Source organism: Lacisediminihabitans sp. (assembly GCF_043726815.1).
Lineage (GTDB): Bacteria > Actinomycetota > Actinomycetes > Actinomycetales > Microbacteriaceae > Lacisediminihabitans.
Genome location: NZ_JAYSJZ010000081.1, coordinates 1 through 10,164, shown reverse-complemented (window position 1 = coordinate 10,164; position 10,164 = coordinate 1). Strand labels below are relative to the sequence as shown.

Annotated in this window: 8 protein-coding genes and 2 tRNA genes; 2 read left to right on the top strand and 8 right to left on the bottom strand. The window is 65.1% G+C overall.

The window, feature by feature from the left end:
• From ACHZD8_RS12800 to ACHZD8_RS12790, 3 genes are all read right to left on the bottom strand, one after another.
• Positions 1-243, bottom strand: a 243-nt coding sequence (locus ACHZD8_RS12800; protein WP_394770811.1) for a type II toxin-antitoxin system Phd/YefM family antitoxin, incomplete at its 3' end; no start/stop codon positions are given.
• A 76-nt stretch (positions 244-319) separates the two neighbouring features.
• Positions 320-568 (bottom strand): cold-shock protein, encoded by a 249-nt coding sequence (locus ACHZD8_RS12795; protein WP_394770810.1) that lies wholly within the window; start codon positions 566-568, stop codon positions 320-322.
• A 298-nt stretch (positions 569-866) separates the two neighbouring features.
• On the bottom strand, positions 867-1,760 hold the full coding sequence (locus ACHZD8_RS12790; protein ID WP_394770809.1) for an oxidoreductase: 894 nt from the start codon (positions 1,758-1,760) through the stop codon (positions 867-869).
• Between the two features lie 748 nt (positions 1,761-2,508).
• Between ACHZD8_RS12790 and ACHZD8_RS12785 the strand changes: the two genes are divergently transcribed.
• Complete coding sequence (locus ACHZD8_RS12785; protein ID WP_394770808.1) at positions 2,509-3,495, top strand: hypothetical protein; 987 nt, start codon at positions 2,509-2,511, stop codon at positions 3,493-3,495.
• Positions 3,496-4,059: 564 nt separating this feature from the next.
• Positions 4,060-5,241, top strand: a complete 1,182-nt coding sequence (locus ACHZD8_RS12780; RefSeq protein ID WP_394770807.1) for a tyrosine-type recombinase/integrase — start codon at positions 4,060-4,062, stop codon at positions 5,239-5,241.
• On the opposite strand, the gene ACHZD8_RS12775 is transcribed toward ACHZD8_RS12780, so the two are convergent.
• From ACHZD8_RS12775 to ACHZD8_RS12755, 5 genes are all read right to left on the bottom strand, one after another.
• Positions 5,239-5,312 (bottom strand) — tRNA-Met (locus ACHZD8_RS12775). The genes ACHZD8_RS12780 and ACHZD8_RS12775 overlap by 3 nt on opposite strands.
• 28 nt (positions 5,313-5,340) lie before the next feature.
• A tRNA-Thr gene (locus tag ACHZD8_RS12770) sits at positions 5,341-5,412 on the bottom strand.
• An 80-nt stretch (positions 5,413-5,492) separates the two neighbouring features.
• Positions 5,493-7,373, bottom strand: a complete 1,881-nt coding sequence (locus ACHZD8_RS12765; RefSeq protein WP_394770806.1) for a glycoside hydrolase family 13 protein — start codon at positions 7,371-7,373, stop codon at positions 5,493-5,495.
• Positions 7,374-7,409: 36 nt separating this feature from the next.
• The gene (locus tag ACHZD8_RS12760) at positions 7,410-8,345 is read right to left on the bottom strand and encodes a sugar ABC transporter permease (protein ID WP_394770805.1); all 936 of its coding nucleotides are present in this window, start codon (positions 8,343-8,345) and stop codon (positions 7,410-7,412) included.
• A gap of 1 nt (position 8,346) precedes the next feature.
• Positions 8,347-9,969 carry an ABC transporter permease subunit gene (locus ACHZD8_RS12755; protein WP_394770804.1) on the bottom strand — a complete coding sequence of 541 codons (1,623 nt, stop codon included), beginning with the start codon at positions 9,967-9,969 and terminating at the stop codon, positions 8,347-8,349.
• Positions 9,970-10,164 lie beyond the last annotated feature (195 nt).

Below are 10,164 nucleotides of genomic sequence, written 5' to 3'. Positions count from 1 at the left end.
CAGGAGGTCGTGCTGCTCGAACTCCCCGCGCCGCGCCCGCTCGATCGCAGCAAGCAGCCGCTCGGCGCTCGCGGGATTCCGCAGCAGGTAGGCCGTCTCTGTAATCGCGTCGTAGTCGTCCTTGGACAGGATGACCGCGTTACCGTGCTTGGACACGACCTCGACAGCGGTGTGGTCCTCATTGACCTGCTGGATGAGCCCGAACAAGCTCTTGCGGGCTTCGGTGGCGCTGATCGCCGACATGATGGCCTCCGGTAAGTAGTACCTGATAGCGTACCACCCCGAGTTGCTACTCTGTGGGCCAGTCCAAGCGGATCGCCTATCGAAACTCCGGACTTACCGGGCTCGGGGCTTCCACCTTGCGGGCGCGAGTCGCAAGGTGGAAGCTGTCTTGATCGATTCGCACAAAGTCGAAGTCGACCTCATCGCCCACTATGAAGGACCGGTATCCCCCGCTCTCGATCACAGAGAAGTGGACGAAGGCGTCTTGGCCGTTGGGAAGCTCTTGCGACGAGATAGCTCCCCAACCTTTCTCTCCTTTGAAGAACTTCACGCTGCCAATAGCCATGTGTCGATCGTGTACCTGAGGCTGGGTCGGTGGCAATAATGTCACCGTGACCCGATTACCGTAAGCGGAACCTTCAGCGGCGATGACCGCCGCGGGTGAGAGCGTAAACGTGCCAGTGCCATTTCCCTGGGTTGATGGCGGACACAGTCGGGGGTATCAATGGCGGTTCGCGACTCGGGGGACGTGTTCCGGATTCCCGGCTACTTCGTATTCTGATCGGCCTGCGCGTTTGTCGCGGATAGCGGGGATCACCTGTTCACGTACTCATTCGAGCCGAACCCTATGACCGGTTGCCGCACTACCGGAGCGTCCCGAGTTGGGCGAGTTCCTCGGGCGTGAGCCGAAGGCGACCGGCAGCCACGTTCTCGAGCAGGTGGTTGGGGTTGCCTGTTCCCGGGATGGCCAGCACGTGCTTGCCTTGCTGAAGCGTCCACGCCAGCCGAACCTCTGCTGGCGTCGCCCGGTGCACCCGGGCGATCTCGAGAATCAGTTCGGGTTCGGCGCCGCGGGAACCCCCTTCGCGCCCCTCTCCGGCGATCGCGAAGTACGGCACGAACGCGATGCCCGCCTCACCGCACATCCTCAGCATGTCGTCGGCGTCCGCCGGCCGCGAACCGATGCCGTAGCGGTTCTGCACGCAGACGACCGGCGCGATGGCCCGCGCTTCAGCGAGCTGGTCGAGCCCGACATTGGAGACGCCCAAATGGCGGATGAGCCCGGCATCGCGCAGGTCGGCAAGTGCACCGAAGTGCTCGGCGATCGACTGGGCGCCGAACGAACGCAGATTCACCACATCGAGATGATCCAGACCGAGCTGGCGCAGATTCTCCTCGACTTGGCCGCGCAACTGATCTGGCGTCGCCCAGGGCAACCAGCCGCCCGAGGAGTCCCTTCCCGGGCCGACCTTCGTGGTGATCACCAGGTCTTCGGGATACGGGGCAAGCGCCCGGTTGATCAGCTCGTTGGCCGAGCGCAGCGGCGAGAAATAGAACGCTGCCGTATCGATGTGGTTCACGCCGAGGTCTATCGCCTGTCGAAGCACCCGGATCGACTGGTCGCGATCGCTCGCCGCCGAGGGGTCGAAGGCGACGCTGCCGGTCAGTCGCATCGCGCCGAAGCCGATCCGGTTGATCGTCTTGTCGCCGAGAGTCCAGGTTCCCGCATCCGCCGCCGTGATCGTGTCCCGAGTCATCCGTCGGAGTCTAGCTGCCGGTCCTCGACGCGATTCCCGAGCGAGTTCGAACGGGCGGGCCCTCCTTGTCATTCTTGGTTGGTGCTCCCTCTCGAAACGAGGGAGGAACCGTCAACGCGGTGAGTTGAGGCGGACTGGCCAATCCTCGGGGTATCGGAATGGAACCGCGACGAGTTGCACGTCATCCTCATATGTGGCTCGGCCTGGATGCGAGGTTCGCAACTCAACCCATGGGACATCGTGGCGATCCAGGAGTCCGAGGTATGCGCCCGCGAACTCGATCAAGACGCTGGCGGACTCTTTGAACCAAGAGCGGGCTCCGGGGTTGATCACCGGGTCGTAGCAGTCGGATCGAACAGTTGTCGGATCGACGTATGCGTGAGTCGCTCGGATGTTGGCATCTCTCCACCAGTCCAAGTCCGCAGCTGAGAGGTTCCCCGCCGCGGCGAGCCCATTGGCGAGCGCGAAAACACCGGGGTGAACGCCTCGTCTATTCGGCACGGCACTCTCAAATCGGCGATACAGAGTCACGCCACAAAGGTACCGTCGGCGCCAACGGATAACCGCAAGAGGACGGCCAGCGCGGCACGGCAGTGCATGACCGACCCATCCACCAGTCGGGCCGGACTGATCCTGTGTCACAAGGGAACCCTCTGCGGGTCAGATGCAGAGTTCCGGCAGAGGATCCGCATACGGGCGGTCGCACCGGCCAATAGAGCCAGGCGGGCTGACCATCTAGGCTTCGGTCATGACCTATACCTTCCGGCAGGCGTTCCGGATCGCTGAGGGTAATCGCATCGGTCATGAAGGACCGGAGCTGGTGTTGCGTGAGGGGCCGGCGGGCCGGGTTGCGATCAAGCCGCAGACGGCTGACCGGGCGGTCCAGCAAGAGGATCGCTTCGCGCTGCGCGGCGAGGGCTACAAAACGGAGGATGAAGCGCGCGAGGATGGCGAGCGTTGGATATCGGCACTTGCTTTGGGATTTGTGGCACAGCTGGTCCCCGCTGATTTTGAGACGCGGAGACCGCAAGGCCACTTCGCGCACAGCCTTCTCAATCAGCTCAACACTGAGGCCACGGGGACCGCGAAGCTGTACCACGATCAGACCGGCTTGCTGGTTGTCCCCGAGGACCCGACGCCGATGTGGGGCCGCCTCGAGGCCCAATCCGAGGCGATTCGCAACGCGGCCGCAATGGCCGATGCTGTCCGACGGGCATACGACGAGGGCCTGCGCCCCGATGAGCGGACTATGCTCGCGATCGACCTCAATAGTGCCGCAGAGAATGTGGCGGGGGATGCCGACGCTCGATTTCTCATGCTCATGTTCGCTGTCGAGGCCATGATCGAGGTTAAGCAACGATCTAACGCACAGATTGCCGTGCTTGACGAGCTAAGCAAACATCTCATCGGATTGACGGATGTTGATCCTAGCGACCGAAGCGAGGTAGTTGGCGCCTTGGCTCGACTCCGGAACGAGTCGATCGGGGCAGCAGGTCGTCGTCTCGCTGCTTCGCTCGCGCCCCGTCTCTATGGCGGCAGATCGGCGGTCGACTTCTTCCGCTATGCATACGGCATAAGGAGCAAGCTCGTGCACGGCAACGTCGGCGAGCGGCGTCCAGCAGTCGAGGTCGTGCGCGAGCTTCACGGACCGATGCTCTGGTTCGTTCGTGACCTGATCCTGGCACGCGGGGGTGCAAACTGGCCGCACCCGCTCGACGTTGTCGCTCAGGCCTAACTTGTGCAGTCCACCTGCGATACGGGCACTGCCCGCAAGTCGGACCTCTAGCGGGCACTCCCCCGTCGTCACTGTCCTCGAGAAGGAATCCGAGCGGCAGGTTCGCGTATGACCTGTCCGTAAAGATTCTGCGCTCAGGTGCCTCTAACGCGACAACAGCTCCACCGTCCCCGCCTGTCTCCCCCAACTCGTTCGGTCCATCTCCAGGCCGCCAACCTTCAACTAATTCTTTCTTTTTCTTGTTCCTTCTTTTTTATATTTTGCCCCTGTCCCACCGTCATCCCTTTATGTCCTGACCCCTTACACGTAGCGTGCGGAGTGTGAGGGGTCAGGACACGAGCTCGCTCGGGGATGACGGTGGGACAGGGGCAAAACAGGTCGTAACTATTCGTTTGCCTATTCGTTCTCAAGGAAGGGGCAAACGAATACCTCGCCCAGCCGCGCCCGGTTGTCGAGAGTCTCGATCGGGTGGCATCGAGGGCTCGGATCATTGCGAGTCGTGGCCCTCCGCCAGAAAATGTAGAGAGTCGGGTCTGCGACGCGACCGAGAGGACTGATTGCGCGATGGCGACGGTGGAGGCATACGAGACATCCGCTGGCAAGCGGTACCGGGTGCGCTACCGGAAGCCGGACCGGTCACAGACGACGAAGCGCGGCTTCAGGACCAAGCGGGAAGCCGAACTCTACCTGGCTGGCGTCGAACTGGGCAAAGCATCCGGAACCTACATCGACCCGTCGAGCGCTCGGCTGACTGTTTCTGAACTGGGATCGATCTGGATTGCCAGCCAATCGCATCTGAAGCCCTCTTCGATGGCGGTGGTGGAGTCGGCGTGGAGGCTGCATGTTCGTCCGGTCTGGGGCGAAATCCCGATCGGTGAGGTGCGTCACAGCGAGGTCCAGACCTGGGTCGCGAGGTTAGCGGATGGCACGGGGCGGGCCAGCAAGCCGAAGTCCCCTACTCTGGTGCACCGAGCCCATGGAGTGCTGTCGTCGGTACTGGAGGTCGCCGTCAGGGATCACCGGATCCCCGCCAACCCTGCGCGTGGGATTGGGCTTCCCCGAAGGGTGGGCCGGGTACACCGCTATCTCACGCACGAACAGCTTCACCGCCTGGCGGAGGCGTCAGGGCAGCATTCGACGTTGGTGCGCCTCCTTGGGTACACGGGGCTGCGCTGGGGAGAGGCGACTGCGCTCACGGTGCGCGACATCGATCGCACCGCGCGACGAATCTCCATCTCGCGCAATGCCGTCCTCGTCAACGGATTGGTCATCGTCGGGACCCCCAAGACCCACAAGCGGCGAAGCGTGCCGTATCCCGCATTGCTCGACCTCTCCCTCGCCGCCGCCTGCCAAGGCAAGCCCGACGATGACCTCTTGTTTCCCGGGCAAGATGGGGGCTTTCTCATCACCCCCATAGTCAGGCAGCGCTCCTGGTTCGATCGTGCCCTCGAATCGGCCGGCCTGCCGGAAATGACGATCCACGATCTTCGTCACACGGCCGCGAGTCTCGCGGTCTCGGCGGGAGCGAACGTGAAGGCCGTGCAGAAGAAGCTGGGCCACGCGTCGGCGGCAATGACGCTGGATACCTACGCTGACCTCTTCGACGATGACCTGAGTCAGGTCGCGGTGCGCCTGAATGACGCTGCCATCTCCACGGATGTGGTCAAAATGTGGTCAGAGGCCCAATTTGCGAATATGAAACTGGACTCCGACAGCCCCAAATTTCAAGCAAATAAGGGTAAGTAGCGGGAGCGGGACTTGAACCCGCGACACCACGATTATGAGCCGTGTGCTCTAACCACCTGAGCTACCCCGCCGGGACGCCTCCCGATCACGGGCTGCGAGAGCCCCCTGTGGGAATCGGACCCACTACCTCTTCCTTACCAAGGAAGTGCTCTACCAATGAGCTAAGGGGGCAAAACCGGCAGCCGAGTCACCCCGAAGCCGTTTTGGCACCGTTCGAGAATAGCACCCGCGAGAGCACCGCCCGCACGCGATCATTCGAGGGCGAGCACCGCTCCGGGCTCGGCGAAGTCCGGCAGCGCGACGCCGGGCAGCGCGAACGCCCCGAAGGCGGGTCCGGAGCCGCTCAGCGTCCAGCCGTGCGACGACCGCACGGCCCCGATCTCGCCGAAGAGAGTGACCGGATTTCCCGCGAACGCATGGGGGTCGAGGGTCACCGAGAAGTCCCCCCGAGCGGCGACGACGAGCACGCTCTCCTCCGCGGTCTCGCGCACGAACACGAGCACCTCCGAGCCGGCATGGAGCCAGCGGATGCCGCCGGAATTGAGAGCCGGGTGCACGGTGCGCAGGTGGATGAGCCTCGAGTACAGGTCGATGGTGGGTTCCGCCGCGGCCACGGAGTCCCACGGAATCGGGGTGCGTGAGTGTTCGCCGTCCGAACCGGTGAGCCCGAACTCGTCCCCGGCGAAGACCACCGGGATTCCCGGCAGCGTCACGGCGAGCCCGAAGGCCACGGGCACCGTGCCGGGCCGGGCGTTGGTGAGGAACCGCGGGGTGTCGTGGGTGTCGAGCGCGTTCATGTTGTGGAGGCGCACCCGCCACGGGAACGCCGCCGTGAACCTCACGTGGGCGGCGTACACCTCCTCGCCGCTGTACGACGGGATGGTGCCGAGCGCCATCCCGATGCCGCCGGGAGCCGGCCTGCCGGGCTCGGAGAGCCAGCCCCACACCGGCCGGGTGAAGTTGGCGTAGGTCATCGCCCCGTGCCAGGCGTCGCCCGGAAAGTCGCTCGCCGCATCGTTCGTGGACTCGCCGAGCAGGATGGTGTCCGGATTGGCCTCCAGCATCGTGCGACGCGCGGTGCGGCGCACCAGCTCGTTGAGGTCCTCGTCGAGGTAGCGCCCCGTCATGTTGGACACGTCGATGCGCCAGCCGTCGAGGCTGTACGGCGGCTTCAGCCACTTCGCGACGACCGACCCCTCGCCGTCGATGAAGCGGCGGCGCAGCTCGTCCGAGTTCCAGTTGAACTTGGGCAGGCTCGGCACGCCGAGCCACGACACGTAGCGCTCCTGGGCCTCGTCCAGCCAGTAGTAGAACTCGCTCTCCGCGGCACCGGGGGTGCGGTGGGATGCCCGGAACCACTCGTGCGCGTCGCCGCTGTGGTTGGAGGTGAGGTCGCCGATCACTCGCAGGCCGCGCTCGTGGGCGGCGGAGACCAGCGCCGCGAGGGCCTCGTCGCCGCCGAGCAGCGGGTCGACCCGGGCGAAGGACTGGGCGTCGTAGCGGTGGTTCGACTGGGCCGGGAACACCGGGGTGAGGTAGATGAGGTTCACGCCGAGCCGCACGAGGTGATCCAGGTGCTCGGCGATTCCGGCGAGGTCTCCGCCATAGAACTGGCGCGGGGTGTCCGGGCCCACGTTGACCACCTCGTCCGACCACGCGGCGGGCACGGCCCACTCGGGCGGCTGGCGGCCATCCGCCGCGGCCGAGCGGGCGAACCGGTCGGGGAAGATCTGGTACATCACGGCGTTGGCAGCCCAGTCGGGCGCCGCCGGATACGTGACGATGCGGAAATCCTCGGAGTCGAGGGTCTCGATGCGGTGCAGCCCGGTGGCGTTCAGCCAGACATTGCTGCCGTCGGCCAGGCTCAGCAGGAATCGGTAGCCGTGCACCGGGTTTTCGACCTGGAGCTCCGCCTCCCACCACTCCCACCCGTCGACGTTCGCGACGGGCGTCGCCACCGCATACCGCGGCTCGCGGTCGGGGTTGGATCTCGTGTGCACGGCGAGCACCGGCCCGAAGGCCTCCGGCACCCGCACCCGCACCCGCACGGTGTCGCCGAGCGCCGGCGCGGGCGAGGAAACGTAGAGCGCCGATCCGTCGTGATGGGGCGTCAGGGCCAAGTGGGACGACATTTCTCGAGGATAGTGCCGAGGGAGACGCCGCGTGTCCTACTTCACCGATCCGGCGGTCAGCCCGCCGACGATGTACTTCTGCAGCGCGAGGAACACCGCCATCACCGGGATCGCCGCCAGCACGGCGCCGGCCGCGAAGATGCTCCAGTTGTTGGAGAAGGCCTGCGAGACGAACGAGTAGAGGCCCACGGCGAGCGTCTGCGTGTTGGGGTCGGTGAGCACGATGCTCGCGATCACGTACTCGTCGGTCGTGGCGATGAACGAGAGCAGGCCGACCACCGCGAGGATGGGCGCGACCAGCCGCAGGATGATGGTGAAGAAGATCTGCACGTGGCTCGCGCCATCCAGTTTCGCCGCCTCGTCGATCGACACGGGCACGGTGCTGAAGAAGCCGTACATCAGGTAGGTGTTGACGCCCAGGGCGCCGCCGAGGTAGACGAGGATCAGGCCGAGCTGGCTGCCGAGGCCGAGGATGGGGAACACGTCGGAGATGGCGGACAACAGCAGGAAGATCGCCACGACGGCGAGGTACTGCGGGAACATCTGAATCAGCATGAGGGAGAGCAGCCCGGCGCGGCGCCCTCGAAAACGCATCCTCGAGAAGGCATAGGCCGCCAGGGCGCCCAGGAACACCGTGCAGACGGAGGTGACCGTGCCGATCACGATGGTGTTGAGAAACCACAGGGCGAACGGCTGGTCGGGATTGGTGAACAGCTTCACGTAGTTCTGCAGGTCGATCCTGGTGAAGAGCGCGTTCGAGCCGACGAGCGAGCCGCCGGGGTTGAACGAGGCGCTCAGCACGTAGAGCAGCGGGAACACCGCGAAGATCACCATGACCACGGCCACGAGGTGCCGCCAGCCCGTGTCGCGGAACCAGCGGCCGAAGTTGAACGGGCGCCTCGTGCGCCCGGTGGGAACCGGCGCGGCGGTCACGAGCTCTGGTGCGGTGATGCTGGGGTCGATGACAACCATCTCAGTTGATCTCCTCGAGTGCCTTGGTGCGTCTGAACGCGATGATCGAGACCACCGCGACGAGCAGGAAGATCAGGATCGACAGGGCGCTCGCGAGCCCGTAGTCGCGCGCACCGCCCTGGCCGAACGCCACCTTGTAGACCATGGTGATCAGCAGGTCGGTCGATCCGATGTCGAATGTCGTGTCCGTGAAGCGGGGCCACCCCCTCGTGAGCATGTAGATCACGTTGAAGTTGTTGAAGTTGAACGCGAACGACGCGATGAGCAGGGGGGCGACCGACACCAGCAGCAGCGGGAGCTTGATCGACCGGAACACCCGCCACGGGCTCGCCCCGTCCACCCGGGCCGCCTCGTCGAGCTCCTCCGGCAGGGACTGCAGGGCGCCCGTGCAGACCAGGAACATGTAGGGGTAGCCCAGCCAGAGATTCACCAGGATCACGCTGAACCTCGCGAGCCAGGGGTCGGTCAGCCACGGGATGTCCGCCCCGCCGAAGATCACCTGGTTGACGAATCCGAATTGCGGGTTCAGCAGCCCGGCCCAGACCAGCCCGGAGAGGAAGGCCGGGAACGCGTACGGGAGGATCACCAGCACCCGGTAGAACTTCTTGCCCCTGAGGGTCGGATGATTGAGCACGATCGCGAGGAAGAGGCCGAGCGCGAAGGTGGTCACCACCGACAGGATCGCGAAGGCGAAGGTCCAGACGATCACCCGCCAGAGCGGTCCGCTGATCTGTTCGTTGGTGAAGGCCTTCACGAAGTTCGCGATGCCCACGTCCACCTTCCAGCCGGGGCTGAGCGTCTTCGAGCCGTCGGCGGTGGCGAAGGATCCCTTGCCCGAGTTGACGTAGACCACCCCGTCGGCGTCGGTGAAGGTGTCGGCCTTCGCATCGTAGGTGAGGTTGGAGCGATAGACGTAGGCCGCGTTGGCGTCGTCGGTTCGCAGCGCGCCGGCGCTGGGGTTGTCGGAGAGCGGCACACGCACCGCGGTGATGGCGGCCTGATTGGCGAGGATCTGGGGCAGCGTGAGGGTGGTGTAGCCGTCGAGCCCCACCGCCTTGCCGGTCGAGTCGAGCTTGGCGTCGCGTGCCGGTTTCAGCGGCTGGTCGGCCGAACCCACCTTGACCACACCCTTCGGGTCGGTCACGAGGAACGAGTAGGTGCCTCCGCTCTCGAGCACGCTGAGCTTGTAGGCGGGCGAATCGGCAACCCGCTTCTCGGCGACCTGGATGATGCTGTTGACGGCATCCTCCTTGGTGCTGTTGTGGCCGTCGCTGTAGTTCGTGAACGCGATGTAGCCGCTGAAGAGCACCACGAAGACCTGGAACACCACGAGGAAGATCACGCCGGGAGTGAGGTACTTGGCCGGCAGCCGCTTGCCCGTGCCGAGGTAGATCCAGTTGATCAGGCCCGTGATGAGCACGGTGACGACCACGGCCACCCACTGGTGCAGGCCGACGAGGATGAACACGGCGTAGACCGCGAGCGCGTCGAGGAGTCCGAGCAGGGCGATCTTCACCAACAGGGCGGCCACCTCGCTCCTCGGGCGATCCGGCCCGGGGGCGCGGGACGTGCGGCGCGTCTTCGGCTCGAGCGTCACTGCCCTGCCCTTTCCCTCTGCGGCCATGATGTGGGGTACTCCTCGGTGCTGAGATGGCCGGCCGCTCGAGTGCAGCCGGGCCGGCGAGCCGATGCGGCTCGTGAGACGGGGTTCTGAAGAATTGGGCGCCGGAATCGGCTGCCGTCGGGGTCCGCACCCGGGACCGGCGCGTGAGCGCGGGCCCCGGGTCGAAGGCCCGGTGTCGCGATTAGTACAATATCC

Coding starts and splice junctions, on each gene's coding strand:
- ACHZD8_RS12795 (WP_394770810.1), bottom strand. CDS start 568: ATGGCTATTGGCAGCGTGAAGTTCTTCAAAGGAGAGAAAGGTTGGGGA.
- ACHZD8_RS12790 (WP_394770809.1), bottom strand. CDS start 1,760: ATGACTCGGGACACGATCACGGCGGCGGATGCGGGAACCTGGACTCTC.
- ACHZD8_RS12785 (WP_394770808.1), top strand. CDS start 2,509: ATGACCTATACCTTCCGGCAGGCGTTCCGGATCGCTGAGGGTAATCGC.
- ACHZD8_RS12780 (WP_394770807.1), top strand. CDS start 4,060: ATGGCGACGGTGGAGGCATACGAGACATCCGCTGGCAAGCGGTACCGG.
- ACHZD8_RS12765 (WP_394770806.1), bottom strand. CDS start 7,373: ATGTCGTCCCACTTGGCCCTGACGCCCCATCACGACGGATCGGCGCTC.
- ACHZD8_RS12760 (WP_394770805.1), bottom strand. CDS start 8,345: ATGGTTGTCATCGACCCCAGCATCACCGCACCAGAGCTCGTGACCGCC.
- ACHZD8_RS12755 (WP_394770804.1), bottom strand. CDS start 9,969: ATGGCCGCAGAGGGAAAGGGCAGGGCAGTGACGCTCGAGCCGAAGACG.